At 50.8% G+C, this 14,801-nt stretch carries 14 protein-coding genes and 14 tRNA genes; 3 read left to right on the forward strand and 25 right to left on the reverse strand.

Features of this window, described 5'->3' with window-relative positions; all coding sequences use genetic code 11:
* Positions 1 to 11: 11 nt before the first annotated feature.
* Genes FXY30_RS06700 through FXY30_RS06715 form a run of 4 tightly spaced genes read right to left on the reverse strand, consistent with a single transcriptional unit; the run spans position 12 to position 3,754 of the window.
* A complete protein-coding gene (locus FXY30_RS06700) occupies positions 12 to 1,070 on the reverse strand; it encodes an ABC transporter substrate-binding protein (RefSeq protein WP_071705881.1) in 1,059 nt (352 codons plus the stop codon).
* Positions 1,067 to 1,843, reverse strand: coding sequence for an ABC transporter permease (locus FXY30_RS06705; RefSeq protein ID WP_071705882.1), 777 nt, complete (start codon positions 1,841 to 1,843; stop codon positions 1,067 to 1,069). Before FXY30_RS06705 ends, FXY30_RS06700 begins: the two co-directional genes overlap by 4 nt.
* Entirely contained in the window at positions 1,836 to 2,705 is an 870-nt protein-coding gene (locus FXY30_RS06710; protein ID WP_071705883.1) for an ABC transporter permease, read from the reverse strand. The genes FXY30_RS06705 and FXY30_RS06710 overlap by 8 nt, the downstream gene beginning before the upstream one ends.
* The gene (locus FXY30_RS06715; protein ID WP_071705884.1) at positions 2,702 to 3,754 is read right to left on the reverse strand and encodes an ABC transporter ATP-binding protein; all 1,053 of its coding nucleotides are present in this window, start codon (positions 3,752 to 3,754) and stop codon (positions 2,702 to 2,704) included. The genes FXY30_RS06710 and FXY30_RS06715 overlap by 4 nt, the downstream gene beginning before the upstream one ends.
* Positions 3,755 to 4,022: 268 nt before the next feature.
* Between FXY30_RS06715 and FXY30_RS06720 the strand changes: the two genes are divergently transcribed.
* Positions 4,023 to 5,327, forward strand: a complete 1,305-nt coding sequence (locus FXY30_RS06720) for a YjiH family protein (RefSeq protein ID WP_083428271.1) — start codon at positions 4,023 to 4,025, stop codon at positions 5,325 to 5,327.
* A gap of 35 nt (positions 5,328 to 5,362) precedes the next feature.
* The gene (tpx, locus tag FXY30_RS06725) at positions 5,363 to 5,875 is read left to right on the forward strand and encodes a thiol peroxidase (RefSeq protein WP_071705886.1); all 513 of its coding nucleotides are present in this window, start codon (positions 5,363 to 5,365) and stop codon (positions 5,873 to 5,875) included.
* 180 nt (positions 5,876 to 6,055) lie between these two features.
* Here tpx and thiI read toward each other — a convergent pair whose 3' ends face one another.
* Complete coding sequence (thiI, locus tag FXY30_RS06730; protein WP_083428272.1) at positions 6,056 to 7,249, reverse strand: tRNA uracil 4-sulfurtransferase ThiI; 1,194 nt, start codon at positions 7,247 to 7,249, stop codon at positions 6,056 to 6,058.
* Positions 7,246 to 8,451, reverse strand: a complete 1,206-nt coding sequence (locus FXY30_RS06735) for a cysteine desulfurase family protein (RefSeq protein WP_071705887.1) — start codon at positions 8,449 to 8,451, stop codon at positions 7,246 to 7,248. Before FXY30_RS06735 ends, thiI begins: the two co-directional genes overlap by 4 nt.
* A gap of 197 nt (positions 8,452 to 8,648) precedes the next feature.
* Between FXY30_RS06735 and FXY30_RS06740 the strand changes: the two genes are divergently transcribed.
* Positions 8,649 to 9,620 carry a ribonuclease H-like domain-containing protein gene (locus FXY30_RS06740; protein ID WP_071705888.1) on the forward strand — a complete coding sequence of 324 codons (972 nt, stop codon included), beginning with the start codon at positions 8,649 to 8,651 and terminating at the stop codon, positions 9,618 to 9,620.
* A 64-nt stretch (positions 9,621 to 9,684) separates the two neighbouring features.
* On the opposite strand, the gene FXY30_RS06745 is transcribed toward FXY30_RS06740, so the two are convergent.
* The 19 genes from FXY30_RS06745 to FXY30_RS06835 all read right to left on the reverse strand — a co-directional run bounded on the left by FXY30_RS06745 (position 9,685) and on the right by FXY30_RS06835 (position 14,744).
* A tRNA-Ile gene (locus FXY30_RS06745) sits at positions 9,685 to 9,758 on the reverse strand.
* A 4-nt stretch (positions 9,759 to 9,762) separates the two neighbouring features.
* Positions 9,763 to 9,834: transfer RNA gene (locus FXY30_RS06750), tRNA-Trp, on the reverse strand.
* Between the two features lie 126 nt (positions 9,835 to 9,960).
* Positions 9,961 to 10,200, reverse strand: a complete 240-nt coding sequence (locus FXY30_RS06755; protein WP_071705889.1) for an acyl carrier protein — start codon at positions 10,198 to 10,200, stop codon at positions 9,961 to 9,963.
* Positions 10,201 to 10,292: 92 nt separating this feature from the next.
* Positions 10,293 to 11,180 carry a DegV family protein gene (locus FXY30_RS06760; protein ID WP_071705890.1) on the reverse strand — a complete coding sequence of 296 codons (888 nt, stop codon included), beginning with the start codon at positions 11,178 to 11,180 and terminating at the stop codon, positions 10,293 to 10,295.
* Positions 11,181 to 11,219: 39 nt separating this feature from the next.
* The gene (locus tag FXY30_RS06765) at positions 11,220 to 12,167 is read right to left on the reverse strand and encodes a YitT family protein (protein WP_083428273.1); all 948 of its coding nucleotides are present in this window, start codon (positions 12,165 to 12,167) and stop codon (positions 11,220 to 11,222) included.
* Complete coding sequence (locus FXY30_RS06770) at positions 12,154 to 12,684, reverse strand: dihydrofolate reductase (protein WP_071705891.1); 531 nt, start codon at positions 12,682 to 12,684, stop codon at positions 12,154 to 12,156. Before FXY30_RS06770 ends, FXY30_RS06765 begins: the two co-directional genes overlap by 14 nt.
* A 404-nt stretch (positions 12,685 to 13,088) precedes the next feature.
* A tRNA-Phe gene (locus tag FXY30_RS06775) sits at positions 13,089 to 13,161 on the reverse strand.
* A gap of 106 nt (positions 13,162 to 13,267) precedes the next feature.
* Positions 13,268 to 13,341 (reverse strand) — tRNA-Ile (locus FXY30_RS06780).
* Between the two features lie 6 nt (positions 13,342 to 13,347).
* A tRNA-Ser gene (locus FXY30_RS06785) sits at positions 13,348 to 13,436 on the reverse strand.
* 3 nt (positions 13,437 to 13,439) lie between these two features.
* A tRNA-Ser gene (locus tag FXY30_RS06790) sits at positions 13,440 to 13,528 on the reverse strand.
* 5 nt (positions 13,529 to 13,533) lie between these two features.
* Positions 13,534 to 13,606: transfer RNA gene (locus tag FXY30_RS06795), tRNA-Lys, on the reverse strand.
* Between the two features lie 3 nt (positions 13,607 to 13,609).
* Positions 13,610 to 13,683: transfer RNA gene (locus FXY30_RS06800), tRNA-Gln, on the reverse strand.
* Positions 13,684 to 13,707: 24 nt separating this feature from the next.
* Positions 13,708 to 13,780, reverse strand: a tRNA-Gln gene (locus FXY30_RS06805).
* A 4-nt stretch (positions 13,781 to 13,784) separates the two neighbouring features.
* Positions 13,785 to 13,858: transfer RNA gene (locus FXY30_RS06810), tRNA-Arg, on the reverse strand.
* 89 nt (positions 13,859 to 13,947) lie between these two features.
* Positions 13,948 to 14,020 (reverse strand) — tRNA-Thr (locus FXY30_RS06815).
* 25 nt (positions 14,021 to 14,045) lie between these two features.
* Positions 14,046 to 14,119, reverse strand: a tRNA-Asp gene (locus FXY30_RS06820).
* A gap of 13 nt (positions 14,120 to 14,132) precedes the next feature.
* Positions 14,133 to 14,205: transfer RNA gene (locus FXY30_RS06825), tRNA-Val, on the reverse strand.
* Between the two features lie 6 nt (positions 14,206 to 14,211).
* Positions 14,212 to 14,283: transfer RNA gene (locus tag FXY30_RS06830), tRNA-Glu, on the reverse strand.
* Positions 14,284 to 14,399: 116 nt separating this feature from the next.
* A complete protein-coding gene (locus FXY30_RS06835; protein ID WP_071705892.1) occupies positions 14,400 to 14,744 on the reverse strand; it encodes a hypothetical protein in 345 nt (114 codons plus the stop codon).
* Positions 14,745 to 14,801 lie beyond the last annotated feature (57 nt).

Genomic DNA, 14,801 nt, shown 5'->3' on the forward strand with positions numbered 1-14,801 from the left:
TCCTCCTCTCCTTACTGATTCTTGACATCCTGCCAGAGCTGATCATAAAGATGTACGGCATCGCCGATATATTCAAACACTTCATACTTTTCGTACGTCTTGGGGTCCGGATAGGCCACCGGAGAATTGCGCGTCTCTTCCGGCAAAAGTGCTCGCCCCGCTTCACTCGGAAGCGAATAGCCCACCCATTCCGCATTCTGCGCCATGACGTCCGGACGCAACATGAAGTTGATGAATTTTTCCGCATTTTCCTTGTTCTGTGCACCTTTGGGAACGGCAAACACATCAAACCAAAGATTTCCGCCTTCCGGCGGATTCACAAAATCCAGATCCGGATTCTCCTGCATGGCGGCATAGGCGTCGCCGGAATACATGACGGCCAGCGCATTCTCCCCGTTGATCATGAGATCCCGAATCTCGTCGATGAGATACGCGTATACCAGCGGGTATTGACGAATTAAATCTTCCTTCGCCGCCGTAAGCTCTTTCGGATCGGTGGAATTCACAGATGCGCCCTCGCGAACCAATGCCACCATTAAGGAATCACGCGAAGAATCCAGCATGATGATCTGCCGCGCATAGTGCGGATTCCAGAGAATGTCCCAAGAATTCACAGGATCCTTCACCATTTTGCGATTGTAGAGAATTCCCACCGTGCCCCAGAAATAGGGGGCAGAATAGCGTTGCTCCGGATCAAAGGGCTGATGCAGAAAGGGGCGGTCAATGTATCGCATATTGGGAATATGGCTGTAATCCAGCGGAAGGAGCATATCCTCCTGCACCATGCGCTGCAGCATATATTCCGAAGGAACAATCACATCATAGGCGGCACCCCCGTTTTTCAGCTTGACATACAAATCCTCATTGGTCGCAAAGTTGGAATAAATGACGTCAATGCCTGTCTCATCTTCAAAGCGATGGATGAGTTCCGGATCAATATATTCCCCCCAGTTGTACACATTAACCTGTTGCTTTGCCGTCTTGGTGTCTTCCCCCTGACCGCAGCCGGATAGCATGGCGGAAAGAAAAAGCACAAATGCCGCAAAAAGCGTAAATCGCATGCGTCTCATGGCATCTCCTTTCCGTGAATGGTGCGCCAGTTGGTTGCCAAAAGCAAGAGGAACATCGCCACAAACATCATGGCGGATAAGGCATTTACTTCGGGATTGATTCCCCGTCGCGCCATAGAATAGACCATCGTGGATACCGTCTCGACACCGTTTCCGGCATTGAAAAAGGTAATGACGAAGTCATCAATGGACATGGTAAAGCCCATCAAGGCACCGGATATGATGCCGCTCTTAAGAAAGGGCAGAATGACATAACGCAATGTCTGCCAGGGCGTTGCACCCAGATCCATAGAAGCCTCCGCCAGTTCCAGCGGCATCTGCTTCAGGCGAGGCAGAATGGAAAGAACGATATATGGGATTTCAAACGCGATATGCGAGAGCAGGATCGTCAGATAACCCGGCGTCATGTGCAAGAAGCCGAACAGGGCCATAAATCCAATGGCGGTCACAATGTCGGGGTTCAGAACAATCACCTGATTGATAAGGTGAATGGCCACGCGACGTCGCCGCGAAAACCAGTACACGCCGATGGTCCCGAATGTCGCAATCACCGTGGCGATGACCGTAGCAACAAGCGCAATGGACACCGTGTTCTTGAGCGCATTCAAAATTTCATGGTTCTGCATCAACGACTGATACCAGTGAAGCGAAAAGCCTTCCCATGCGCCGCGCGTCTGGCCGCTGTTAAAGGAAAAGACAATCAGCACCACAATCGGAGCATAGAGGAACGCATACAGCAGAAAAAGGAATACGCGCCTAAGTTGTTTAGACATCGCTAACCTCCTCCTGCTCTTCCGCCACCAGTTCCAAATCCTGTGCGGTGACGACGCTGCCCTGCGCATGCGTTTCTTCTTCTCTTCCGAAAAAGAGCGAAAGCACAAGAAACACCATTAAGATCATGGCCATGGCGGAGCCGTATTGCCAATTCCCGGTGACGGTAAACTGCTGCTGAATCACATTGCCGATCAGGTTGGTCTTATTGCCACCCAAAAGGGAAGTGATTTCAAACGTGGCGATGGCGGGAATGAATACCATGGAAAAACCGGATGCCACGCCGGGAAGCGAAAGCGGCAAGGTGACGTGCAAGAACGTCTGCCGTTTGTTGGCGCCCAAGTCATCGGCCGCTTCCAAAAGGGCCGGATCCATTTTTTCAAGAGACGTGAAAATGGGCAAAATCATGAAGGGCAAGAAATTATATACCATGCCCAGGATGACCGCTGTCTCTGTGTATAGCAGATCGGTCGGTGCAAGGCCGATGCTCGTAAGAAACGTGTTCAAAATGCCGCCGCGCGAAAGAATGGTAATCCAGGCATAGGTGCGCAGCAAAAAGTTCATCCACATCGGAATCATCACCAGCATCAACAACATGGGGCGTATGCGTGCATTGGCCTTCGCCATGAAATAGGCCATGGGATAGCCCAAAAGAAAGCAGATCACCGTCGAGATCAAAGCGAGACGCAGCGATTTGACTAGCGTTGCGGTCGCATTGCCGGCAAAAAAGCGCCGGAAATTTTCCAATGTCCACTGTCCGTCAGCGGTCGTCAGAGCATAGTAAAAAATCATGCCCATCGGGATCAACACAAACATAGCCGCCCATAGTAAATATGGGGCGCTCAAGCGACGGTATCGTTTCATCGCAAAACCCCTTGTGGCGACGAGCGGTGCATGACTTGAATCAGATCGGGCGCAATGACGATGCCCACACGACTGCCAACCCCCATCGCCTTGGTGCTCTGGCTCTTATAGCATTCGCCATTAACGTCGATTTCCATCTCGTAATGAACGCCGCGGAATAGGCAGCTCTCCACCTTTCCCACCAGCATTCCCTTCTCCGGAGCAACGAGTTCCAGATCTTCCGGACGCAAAACGATATCGACGGCTTCATCGGGCGCAAAACCTTTGTCGACACACCGGAAACGATGACCGGAAAAGCTCACATCATAATCGGCATGCATGATGCCTTCGACAATATTCGAGTCCCCGATAAAATCCGCTACAAAACGATTCTGGGGTTCATCATAGATATCTTTGGGGTCGCCCATCTGCTGGATGACACCGCCGTTCATAACGACAATGCAATCCGACATCGTAAGCGCTTCTTCCTGGTCGTGGGTGACAAAAATAAACGTAATGCCCAGTTCCTGCTGCATGCGCTTCAGCTCTCCCTGCATCTCTTTGCGCAACTTAAGGTCCAGTGCCCCAAGCGGCTCGTCAAGAAGTAACACCTCTGGCTCATTCACCAAGGCACGGGCGATCGCAATGCGCTGCTTCTGTCCGCCGGAAAGCTGATCCACTTTGCGCTTTCCATACCCGGAAAGATTCACTAAGCGCAGCATTCTCTCTACGCGCGCCTCCCGTTCCTCTTTCTCCACTCCCTTCATGCGCAGACCGAAGCCGACATTTTCTTCCACATTCATATGGGGAAAAAGGGCATATTGTTGAAATACCGTATTGAACGGCCGCAAATGCGGCGGGACATGCGTAATGTCTTTTCCTTCGAAAAGAACCTGACCGCTGTCCGGTTCTTCAAAACCGCCGATAATGCGCAAAATAGTCGTCTTTCCACATCCTGACGGACCTAAAAGCGTCAGAAATTCTTCATCCTCAATCGTCAGATCAAAATTCTTTAATACCGTCAGCGCATCAAAGGACTTGCTGATTTGCTTGAGTTGAATTTGCTTCAATGCGGTTCCTTTCTGGGCTCCCCCGTTACCAATGTTTGCAGTCTCTCCTATTTTATGTGAGTTTGACGGAAAAGCAAACGTACTAATGAGCAAATGGTGTAAATTTTTTCGCTTGACTCCATTCTTACAATTTTTTCAAAAGTCGATGATTTTCGTCGATTTTTTGTGCCAATCGTTTTCATTTGTTTCTAGAACGCGTATAATAAGGACGAAAGAGTTTCATCGGAAAACTCTTGGCTTTGTATCCTTAATGGAAAAGGAGGAAGTCATGACTACCACCAAATGGACGGCAAAAGATGTATGTCTATTCGTCCTGTACTCGCTGTTCGGCATTTTTATGTTCTTTGTTCCAATTGAATTCGGAGGCAAAAACACCATTCCCATTGACCACATTGTTAATGCGATCAAAGGCATTCCGAATTACGGCATTGTGTTCGGCACGTTTATGGTTCTGGCCGGATTAGCGTATGCATTCAAACGCAAGGAATGGGAAGGCGGCATTGTCCGCAAAGTCTTTTTTGCCCTAAAACTGGTTTCGATTATTTTCCTCGTCATGCAAATTACCGGATGGGGCCCGGCCGCGTTGCATGATAAAGGCATGCTGCCGATGATTTTTAACGCTATTCTTGTTTCCGTTACCACCATCGTCCCTATCGGATCTATTTTCCTGGCCTTCTTAATCAGTTTCGGTCTCATGGAATTTGTCGGGGTCTTCATGGAGCCGGTTATGCGCCCGGTATTCAAAACCCCGGGACGCAGCGCTGTTGATGCCGTTGCCTCGTTTGTCGGCAGCTATTCCTTGGCGCTTCTTATCACGAACCGTGTCTACCGTGAAGATGCCTATACGCAAAAAGAAGCCGCGATCATTGCAACCGGTTTCTCCACCGTTTCCGCCACCTTCATGATTATCGTTGCAAAAACGCTGGATCTGATGGATCATTGGCTGTTCTATTTCTGGGCGACATTGATCATTACCTTTATCGTTACGGCGATTACCGTACGTCTTTTCCCGCTGAGCAAAAAGAAGGATGTGTATTTCTCCGGAAAACCGATGGTCAAAGAAGAACGCAAAAAAGTTTCTTTCCAAAACGCCATGCAGCAAGCCATGACGGCCTATCATCAGGCACCATCGCTATTCGAAGTCATTAAAATGAATTTCATTGACGGCTTCAAAATGGCGCTCAATATTGCACCTTCCCTTCTCGGCGTTGGTATGACAGGCCTCTTGATTGCGACCTATACACCGGTCTTCGATATCATTGGCTACATTTTCTATCCCTTTACGGCACTCTTACAGGTTCCGGAAGCACATCTGACTGCAAAAGCGTTGTCCTTAAGTATTGCGGAAATGCTTCTGCCGGCGCCGCTGGTTGCCGGGGAAGGCATGGCCATTGCCACGCGTATGTTGGTCGCGATCGTCAGCGTTTCGGAAATTCTCTTCTTCTCTGCTTCCATCCCCTGTATGATGGGTACAGATATCCCGATCAAGTTCAGCGACTATCTCATCATCTGGGTTGAACGTGTCATCCTGAGTATCATCCTGGCCGGCGCATTAATGCTCATCGTATTCTAAGCGGGCCTTTGAACTCTGACACAGAAAGGAGAAATATGACAAGAACAGGTTACAAAATGGGCGATATGGCCCTGACATTACACGGCAAAGAATTGGTGCCGGGAGATGCCGCTCCCGATTTTACGCTCGTCAAGCAGGATTTAAGTCCCCTGCATTTGGCGGATCTTGGTGACAAGGTCAAGATTCTTGTCGCAGTTCCTTCGGTGGATACCTCGGTATGCGAGCTGGAGACCATCCGGTTTAATGAGGAAGCCGGCAAATTGGGCGATAAAGCCGTCGTGCTCACTGTTTCGGTGGATCTTCCCTTTGCGCAGCAGCGCTTCTGCGCCGCAAAAGGCATCGAGAATGCCATCGTAGCATCCGACTATGCGCATCGCAGCTTCGGTGAAGCCTACGGTGTCTTGATTGACGAGCTCATGCTTCTCAATCGCTCGGTATTTGTTCTGGACGGCAAAAATCAGATTACCTATGTGGAATACGTCAAACAGAATACCGAACATCCCAACTACGATGCCGCTCTCGATGCTGCAAAGAAGCTGTTAAAGTAGCTTAGCATTCGCGCCGCTTGCTTCGTGTTTCAGCGAGCCTGCGACGTATGGTGAAACAAACACAAAAAAGCGCCCCTCCTATTTCAGATTGTATTGCTAACCTGAAATAGGAGGGGTCTCCTTTTGCATATGCCGGAATGACGAGAAGAGCGTGCGTGCAAGAAACACCCGTCTCTTTCCTTACTCCACGATTTCCAACGTTTCCAGCGCCTCTTCCACAAGGGCCTCCACATCCAGGTGCCCTTCGTCTTCGAGAATCTGCTCCAATGCCGGACGGGTGTTAGGATGTTCCGGTGCGAAAAGAGAGCAGCAATCGTCATATGGCTCAATGGAAAGCTCGTACGTGCCCAGCTCTCGGGCAACCTCAATAATCGCCGTTTTATCGGTCGCAATCAGAGGACGCAAAATGGGATGAAATGCAGCATTATTAACGACATGGATGCCTTGCACGGTCTGGGAAGCGACCTGGCCCAGACTTTCACCGGTGATCAGTGCATGGTAGCCGAAACGCTCACAGAGGCGATCGGCGATGCGCATCATCATGCGTCGCGATAAGAGCGTCGTATTCTTTTTTCGGCAATTTTGCGCAATCGCCGTATAAATCTTGACCAGATTAATCATATAGAGGCGCATGGGCCCGACAGATCGCTCCAGTTGCGCCTTCAAACGTTTGGCCTTGTCCTGCGCACGCTCACTCGTGAATGGATAGGAATGAAAATGCACGCCTCCCAAGGCCAAGCCGCGACGTGCTATTTCGTAGCCAGCAACGGGCGAATCGATGCCGCCCGATAACAAAAGAAGGCCACGACCGCCGGAGCCGGCCGGAAGCCCGCCCACGCCTTCATAGCGCTCGACGGAAACAAAAGCATCCTCCCGAATCTCCACCGCCAATGTAATCTGCGGATCGCGTACATCCACACGAAGAGAAGGAAAATCCGTCAACATCCAGTCCCCCACGATCGCGGCAAAGTCCGGAGACGGGATGGGAAAGGTCTTGTTGCTGCGTTTCACTTTCACCTTAAAGGTTGGCGTTTGATCGGCATCCGTTTCCGCCAGCTTTTGCGTCATCAGGGCGCGGCATGCCTCACGAATGGCAGTTTCTTCACAGGCAACACGCAGGCCTGGCGTAACGTAAAGTAAGCCGAAAACACGCCGACAGGCCGAAACCGTTGCCGCCACATCTTCTTCACGCACAACAAAAAACAATTTACCGAATTGCTCAAATTCCTCCGCCACGTGGATATCCTGCAAGGCACGATGCAAATGGCGTTTGATTGCCGCCACGAACATGCCCCGATTTTTCCCCTTCAGAACCAGTTCCCCGTAGGAAACGGAAACCACCGACTGCATGCCGATGTGCTTTTTTTCGTTCATGCCTTTCCTCCTGTAATGCGGCGAATTTGTTCTACAGAAAATGTCAGCCGATCAAAAAACGGATCCACTTCTTCTTCCCGATTTTCTCGGCCGAACGACAGACGAACGGCCCCGTCAAGATATTCCTCCGGAAGATGAATTGCTTGCAGAATACGGCTCACCTTTCCTTTGCTGCAGGCCGATCCGGAAGAAAGATACATCTCTTCCTGTTCCATAAAATGGAGAAGCACTTCGGACTTGATGCCGGTGAGTGCAAAATTAAGAATGTAGGGACTTCCGTTTTCCGGACTGTTGATGTGAACCCCCGGCAAGGCTTCTGCCCGCTCGCGTGCACGCTTTGCAATGGCAACCACATGCGGATCATACGTGCCTTCCCGATGCGCCTCCATCTGCGCCAGCGCCTCAGCAAAGCCGAGAATATAGGGTACATTTTCCGTGCCCGAACGCCGGTTCTTTTCCTGTCCGCCACCGGTAAGAAGCGGCGACAAGGTGGTTCCGGGACGAACATAGAGCAGTCCAATGCCTTTGGGCGCATGGATTTTATGGCCGCTCGCAACATACGCATCACAGGAAAGGGCGGAAAGACGAACCGGAAGTTTTCCCAGCGCCTGTGTGCCGTCCACCAGATAGAGGGCATGCGATTGGCTTTTGACGATCTTTCCCACTTCCTCCACCGGAAAAATGGTTCCCAGCTCATTGTTGACATGCATTACGGCAACCAGAAGCGTCTCTTCATCCACCAGGCGTTCCACGTCCGAAAGGAAAATTTGCCCTTGTTCATCGACGGGAATCTCGCGCACAGCAATGCCGAAAGACGAAAAAAGCATCGCCGTTTCGTGAACGGCTGCGTGTTCCACTGCGGTGAGCACAATATTCGCTTTCGTCTCATCGCTCGCACAATCGGCTCCGGGACTCTCCATCTGTCCCACATGACCACTTTTATGCTGAAGCGCCTGCATAAGGACGCTTCGCATGACGGTATTGATGCCTTCCGTTGCACCGGAGGTAAAAAGCAAGCTATTTTCCGGGGCACTGAGTATTCCGGCCATACGTCCGCGTGCTTCTTTCATGGCTTTTTCCGCTTGAAAGCCAAGGCGATGCAAAGAGGACGGATTTCCCCATTGATGATGCAAGGCATCGGTCACCACGTTTGCGACGTCCGGCAGGACGGGCGTTGTGGAGGCATTATCAAAATAAATCATACAATCCTTTCCACGCAAGGTTGCGTTGACTATACTGAAGGCGGATACCGCAGAAAAATGCTGCGCTATTCGCCTTGAACGCGACTTCTTCCTTATTCTATACAAGGAAGGAAGGGAGATACAAGATCAACCGTTAAGCAGAGCCGGAACGGTTCTGTCCGCTAAAAAGAACCGGAAAACCATCGCAAGGAGTACACATGCTGCAAGTCATCCGAAAAAATGAATCTTCACCGCAAATTGCGCCGGAAAGTGCCGTTCTGGATATTGAAACGACGGGGCTTCACAGAGCAACGGATGCCGTTTTTCTGGTGGGTCTACAGACGGCCGAAGAATTTCGCCAATGGCTTGCCCCTTCACGCGACGAGGAAGGAGAGCTGCTCGAAGCCATTCGTCCGTTTTTGGCCGATAAAACGCTCATCACCTATAACGGGGATCACTTTGATTTGCCGTTTCTGCAGGAGCGCTTTGCGGTGCATGGCATTGCCTTTCCCTCGACTCTTTCCCGGGACTGGTTTGCCTATCTTCGTCCGCGCCGCCTGTTTTTCCGTTTTCCCAACCTGCGTCTAAGCACATTGGCGCGCATTGCTGGGCTAATGCGTCAGGATCCGTACACCGGCGCGCAGATTGCGACGTTCTCCAAGCATTTGGAGGATCCCGAGGCAAAAGAGGCGGTACTGCTGCACAATGAGGAAGACGTACGCGAACTGGCCCTGCTCCTTCCTTTTTTTCAAGAATGGCAACAGCAGTTACAGCTGGAAGTGCCCATTCGTGCTTCGCTCAAGGCTCTCGAGCCAAAGGGCGATCAAGTTACCATGCACTACCGCAGCGAAATGCCCGCACGTCCGGAATGGCACACGGAAAACAGCTTCGGATCGCTACACTGGGTAGAGCAGGATCTGTACTGTAGCGTTCCCACTCATCGCCTGGATGCGAGCGCCTCGACCGAGCCTCGACAGGTTGCGCATGTTTCTTCGCTTGCTACGCTCTCTTCCCCAGCCAGGTCCTCTTCCGATACCTTGCGCCTGGCTGCGGTAAGCCCTTCCTATGCAGAAGATGCCGCCGTTCCGCCGCTTCCCAAGCCCTTTCTCACGCTTTCTTCCTCGGAAGGATATTTTGCATCCAACTGTCATCGTCTCGTTCGGGATCTATTCTCCTTAGGAAAGGCGTAGCGTTTTTGAGCTGCTACACTTCCTGACAAAGAAAAATCCTACACCAGACGGTGTAGGATCTCTATGGGCCTGAATGGACTTGAACCAGCGACCTCACGCTTATCAGGCGTGCGCTCTAACCACCTGAGCTACAGGCCCATAACAGGGGCAAGAGGACTCGAACCCCCGACATTCGGTTTTGGAGACCGACGTTCTACCACTGAACTATGCCCCTTTACCGATCAAGAGGAGTCTCTTAACCAGTGCTCATTTGCATTGACCGATACAGTATACCAAAAAGGAAAGCGGCATGCAAGGCATAATGGACTTTTTCCTCTTCCTTACGCGACGAACATGGCAGCTACCGATTGCTGTCTAATTCCTCCAGTTCGCGCGCCACATCGCCAATGGTGTGGAGGTTACTCAGTACGTCATCATCAATCTGAATATCAAATTCGTCTTCAATGTTCATGACCATCTCGACCAAGTCCAGAGAATCCGCATCCAAATCGTTGATGATATCCGTATCGGCATTGAGCTTTTCCCTGGGCACTTCCAAATTCTTGGAAATAAGATCAATGACGGTTTCCAAATAATCCATGGTTCCTCCTTCGAACGCATCCGCGATAACACCCGTATTTTACGAACTTCCTATTGCCTTGTCAAGCGCACGCTTCACCGATGCGTCGTCGGCTATTCTTCTCGTTTTTGCCCCCAAAAGAAGACAGCTACCGTTCCGGGCCCCGTATGGCTGCCGATGGTCGTTCCGATGCTGTTGATTTCCACCTTGCCGCGAAGGTGCGGAAAACGCGCTTCAATCTGTCGCGCGACCTCCTGGGCATCTTCTAAACAGGCCGAATGCGATAAATAGCACTTTTCTGCATAGTCCTTTCCGTCATCCGCAAACTGTTCCATTTTGTCGACAACGGTTTTAAACACTTTTCGCTTGGTGCGAATTTTTTCACGCACCGTTAAGCGACCGCAGGAATCCATGTTCAACAACGGACAAATGTTCAGCATCTGCCCGATGGTACCGGCAGCCTTGGAAATTCTTCCTCCCTTAATATAAAACGAAAGATCCATGGAAAAAAACCAGTGATGCACGCGCAACTTGTTCTCTTCCGTCCAATGGTACAGCTCATCGATGGACATTCCTTGATCCCGAAGGTGCGCCATGGTATCCAGCAGTAAGCCATAGCCCGAGGAAGCGCCTAACGAATCCACAATGTACAATTTTCGTTCCGGAAATTCGTTTAGCAAAATTTCTTTTGCCAGATTCGCCGAATTCAAGACACCGGTAATGCCGGATGAAAGGCAGACATGAAGCACATCCAAGCCCTGTGCCAGGAAAGGTCGAAAGTAGGCGACAAATTCTTCCACGTTGATTTGCGACGTCTTCGTTTCGGTGCCATCCGCCATGCGCTGATAAAAATCGGAATACGAGATGCTTTCCCCCAGGTCATCGACATAGGTCACGCCGTCCATTTGATAGTGGTAGCAGATATACTTTACGTCCATCGCATCGAAATGCGCTTTGGAAAGATCCGCCGTGGAACTTCCGCTTACGATATACTTCGTCATGTTTTCTCCCTTGCTGTATTCTTGACTCGACAATCGAGGTTAATCTAATGGTTCGATATAGAAACGCCCTTCCAGCTCTTCCGAATCGAAGATATTCATGAACACCGTTTGTTCCGCTTCCTTCAGGTAACGCTTAATAGCCGGCATATCCGTCTTGCTGACGACGATGTAAATCAAATAACGCGGTTCCTGGCTGAAATTGCCGACACCCTCAAAAATCGTCACGCCGTGATTCGTCAGGCGCTGCAAATCCGTTGCGATCGGCTCGCATTCATTGACAATAATGAAGAGCGTTTTTCGCTGGTAGCGGGCATGCAGGCGATTGACCAATATGGTAGAGCCAAGCTGGAAGACCATGGAATACATGGCCGCTTCTGCACCGAAGAGCGTTCCGGAAATGAGAAGCACCACAACGTTGAATACAAAAATGTAGTTCCAGGTGGCAATATTGTATTTTGTGGAAGCGATCATCGCGATGAAGTCCGTGCCGCCTCCGCTCGCATTGGCATTTAAAGCCACCGCGGCGGAAACACCGTTGAACACCGCGCCGAAGATGACGTTCAGTACCGGATCAGTCGTAAAAGCAAATTTCGGCAAAAGGTCTACAAAAAGCGAGAATGCAATAATGTAGACGATGGAAAATGCAAAAAACTTCCTTCCGACGATAAAAAAGGCCAATATTGCCGGCAAGATATTCAGCGCGATATTAAGCACCGAAAAGGAGACATGCCAACCGAGAAAGGACTGAAAAATATTCTGCAACAGCAGAGAAACGCCGCCAAATCCGCCCGGAAGCATGCCGGAAGGGTGCAGAAACACATTGACGCTGAAAGCGCAGAGAAATGCTGCAAGCAATACCTTAAACAATCGCCATCCGTCCTTCTGCATCGTTTCCCGAAACGGGCCAAACATCTGAAACAGTGCGCGAGCGGTAAACTTTTCTTTCTTTTTTTCCGTAACCGGCATTGCATTTTTATCCTTCATCATGCACACCGTCCTTTCCCTTCACCCGTTGGAAATGGCGAATTACCCAACGCTTTCCGTTGTATTCACCCTCGCCCAGCACACTCACAAACTGAAATTCCGGGCTTTCATTCAGATTTGGAATCCAGGTATCCGCCTTCGCGTATTCTTCATCCAATTGTGTCAAGATCACTTCGTCGATCTCCGTCCACAGCGTTTTCACGAGGCCGCCCCCGCCAATGTGAAACACCTTCCGCGACCCGTCCCCGTTCACCTTACGAAGCAGCTTTTTGAGTTCTTCCGGGCTATGCACGACACGCAGTTCGTCACTTTCTTGTCGTTCTCCGCGCGTCAACACGATATTCAGCCGTCCCGGCAACGGCCTCCCGCCGGGCAAAGACTCGAGCGTCTTTCTTCCCATCACAACAATATTTCCCGTGGTGGTCTCCTTAAAATGGCGCAGATCCGCCGGAATATGAAACAGCATATCGCCTTGATAGCCGATAGCATAGTGCCGATCACATGCAATGAGCAGTATCATAGTTCCTCCTGATGCTTCCTACTTCGTTTGGTTCTATCATACCCTGACATGGCGCTTCCTGCCTCTTTTTACAATAAAAAAGCCGACGGATGCCGGCGCGAAATTCGCATGCTCGAAAAGCAGCTTGCTCAATGCTTCCCGCCATACAACGAAAAAGGCCCGGACGAAGCCGGACCTTTGACAGTGCCCAGAGCAGGAATTGAACCAGCGACACAAGGATTTTCAGTCCTTTGCTCTACCGAGTTCCAGACCTAACACGGCGATTGGCTGCGCAGCAGACAGAGCCGATGTAGGTCTGATGCAAAGGCCGCCCGTGAAGGCGAGCCTGCGAAGCCTGAACGGCTTGCGGCCGACTGCTGAGCTATCGTCGCACGAAAAAAGCTCCGCCGAAGCGGAGCCCCCTATGCCCAGAGCAGGAATTGAACCAGCGACACAAGGATTTTCAGTCCTTTGCTCTACCGACTGAGCTATCTGGGCATATGTACCTTTCGATACGAAAGATAGTATATATTAAGTTGCTGTTCGCTACCACCCTATTGGATAGCGAAGGAGACGCCCCTAAAGGGGCGAAGTGGTCAACATTTGGGCCATCAGGGACTCGAACCCGGGACAAACCGGTTATGAGCCGGCTGCTCTAACCAACTGAGCTAATGGCCCGAACATCGGAGAAGGAGGGATTCGAACCCTCGCACCGTTCATCACGGTCTACTCCCTTAGCAGGGGAGCCCCTTGAGCCACTTGGGTACTTCTCCGAATGGCGGAGAGAGAGGGATTCGAACCCCCGTGAGCTTGCGCCCTAACGGTTTTCAAGACCGCCCCGTTATGACCACTTCGGTATCTCTCCAAAGCTGACCCATCGGGGATTCGAACCCCGGACACCCTGATTAAAAGTCAGGTGCTCTACCTGCTGAGCTAATGGATCGTACTGGGGTAGCAGGACTCGAACCTGCGAAATGCTAGAGTCAGAGTCTAGTGCCTTACCGACTTGGCTATACCCCATCATGCAACACATTCACTTGTCAACTGGGGTAGCAGGATTCGAACCTACGAAATGCCAGAGTCAAAGTCTGGTGCCTTACCGCTTGGCTATACCCCACTAACGCGCCCACGAGGATTCGAACCTCGGACACACGGCTTAGAAGGCCGTTGCTCTATCCAACTGAGCTATGGGCGCATAACCAGGTCCTGCCGGATCTCGGCCCATCCCTATGCCCATCGTCTTTTGGTGACGAACCGGATCGTCTCCGTGCTCGCGTCATCAAAAGCTGGTGAAAGGACTTGAACCCTCAACCTACTGATTACAAGTCAGTTGCTCTACCGATTGAGCTACACCAGCATTCCCTTACTTGCGCAAAGGATAACGACCCGGATGGGCTTCGAACCCACGACCTCCAGCGTGACAGGCTGGCATTCTAACCATCTGAACTACCGGGCCAGAAATGGACGAATGGGCGCTACAGGGCTCGAACCTGTGACCCCCTGCTTGTAAGGCAGATGCTCTCCCAACTGAGCTAAGCGCCCATTGATTGACCCTACCCGGATTCGAACCGGGGATACCGCCGTGAAAGGGCGATGTCTTAACCGCTTGACCATAGGGCCGCATTAAAGTTACTGAAACAGTATAACAAGGCCTTTGCCCCTTGTCAAAGTTTTTTTCGCGACGGGATGATATGTGATACGCAGTCACTTGAAAAACAAAGTCTGCAATGCAAACTTTAGTCTCGGGGCATCTTGGCTAGAAAGACCGCGGCTTTTTTAAAGACCGCGGCTTTTTTTAAGATGGTAATCTCCTCTTTTAATTCCGCGATTTCTTTGTCTTTTGCGGCTTCCCTCTCCTGTTGCGCACGGGTGAACGTACTCTCGCGTTGACAAAATTGTTGGATGTTATTCGCTAAGCCCATTTCCCCATATTTGTGATATACGTCTTTCCCGCGTAAAAGCGTCGATGTTCGAATATGGTATTTTTCCGCAACAAGAAATTCTTTGCCTTCCAATTCCGGCTTTAGCGCCTCTTCCACGACTCGTTTTCGAAAAGATTTTGTGTATCTTCGTTGTGCCATGTCCTCCTCCTTACGCCTTTCTTCATTGTATCTTTTTGTTCTGTAACGCTCTACTTT

The organism is Murdochiella vaginalis, from assembly GCF_902381775.1.
Classification (GTDB): Bacteria; Bacillota; Clostridia; order Tissierellales; family Peptoniphilaceae; genus Murdochiella; species Murdochiella vaginalis.

What these genes read in the sequence shown, in the direction of transcription:
- FXY30_RS06700 (WP_071705881.1), bottom strand. Translation starts at nt 1,070, where the DNA reads ATGAGACGCATGCGATTTACGCTTTTTGCGGCATTTGTGCTTTTTCTT.
- FXY30_RS06705 (WP_071705882.1), bottom strand. Translation starts at nt 1,843, where the DNA reads ATGTCTAAACAACTTAGGCGCGTATTCCTTTTTCTGCTGTATGCGTTC.
- FXY30_RS06710 (WP_071705883.1), bottom strand. Translation starts at nt 2,705, where the DNA reads ATGAAACGATACCGTCGCTTGAGCGCCCCATATTTACTATGGGCGGCT.
- FXY30_RS06720 (WP_083428271.1), top strand. Translation starts at nt 4,023, where the DNA reads ATGACTACCACCAAATGGACGGCAAAAGATGTATGTCTATTCGTCCTG.
- tpx (WP_071705886.1), top strand. Translation starts at nt 5,363, where the DNA reads ATGACAAGAACAGGTTACAAAATGGGCGATATGGCCCTGACATTACAC.
- thiI (WP_083428272.1), bottom strand. Translation starts at nt 7,249, where the DNA reads ATGAACGAAAAAAAGCACATCGGCATGCAGTCGGTGGTTTCCGTTTCC.
- FXY30_RS06735 (WP_071705887.1), bottom strand. Translation starts at nt 8,451, where the DNA reads ATGATTTATTTTGATAATGCCTCCACAACGCCCGTCCTGCCGGACGTC.
- FXY30_RS06740 (WP_071705888.1), top strand. Translation starts at nt 8,649, where the DNA reads ATGCTGCAAGTCATCCGAAAAAATGAATCTTCACCGCAAATTGCGCCG.
- FXY30_RS06755 (WP_071705889.1), bottom strand. Translation starts at nt 10,200, where the DNA reads ATGGATTATTTGGAAACCGTCATTGATCTTATTTCCAAGAATTTGGAA.
- FXY30_RS06760 (WP_071705890.1), bottom strand. Translation starts at nt 11,180, where the DNA reads ATGACGAAGTATATCGTAAGCGGAAGTTCCACGGCGGATCTTTCCAAA.
- FXY30_RS06765 (WP_083428273.1), bottom strand. Translation starts at nt 12,167, where the DNA reads ATGATGAAGGATAAAAATGCAATGCCGGTTACGGAAAAAAAGAAAGAA.
- FXY30_RS06770 (WP_071705891.1), bottom strand. Translation starts at nt 12,684, where the DNA reads ATGATACTGCTCATTGCATGTGATCGGCACTATGCTATCGGCTATCAA.
- FXY30_RS06835 (WP_071705892.1), bottom strand. Translation starts at nt 14,744, where the DNA reads ATGGCACAACGAAGATACACAAAATCTTTTCGAAAACGAGTCGTGGAA.